Origin of the sequence: Streptomyces beijiangensis (assembly GCF_017315755.1) — a bacterium.
GTDB classification, from domain to species: Bacteria; Actinomycetota; Actinomycetes; order Streptomycetales; family Streptomycetaceae; genus Streptomyces; species Streptomyces beijiangensis.
The window spans coordinates 1-349 of sequence record NZ_JAFLRJ010001104.1; the positions used below are offsets into that span (position 1 = coordinate 1).

Genomic DNA, 349 nt, shown 5'->3' on the forward strand with positions numbered 1-349 from the left:
GGGTGGGGTCAGCCCGCGCAGCGGGTCACGTCACGCCGTCCAGTCCAGAATGATCTTGCCGCAGCGACCCGTCGCTGCCTCGTCGAACGCCGCCTCGAAGTCCCGGAAGCCGTACCGGTTCGTGATCACCGGGGACAGGTCCAGGCCCCCCTCCAGAAGCACCATCATCGCGTACCACGTCTCGAACATCTCGCGCCCGTAGATCCCCTTCACGGTGATCATCGACGTCACGATCTTCGACCAGTCCACCGCGAACTCCTCCGCGGGCAGCCCGAGCATCGCGATCCGTCCGCCGTGCGTCATGTTCGCGACCATCTCGCGCATCGCCTCGGGCCGGCCCGACATCTCC

Annotated in this window: 1 pseudogene; it reads right to left on the minus strand. The window is 67.0% G+C overall.

What is annotated here, in order from left to right:
* Nucleotides 1-30: 30 nt before the first annotated feature.
* A pseudogene (tdh, locus tag J0695_RS40750) lies at nucleotides 31-349 on the minus strand (L-threonine 3-dehydrogenase); the annotation flags it as partial.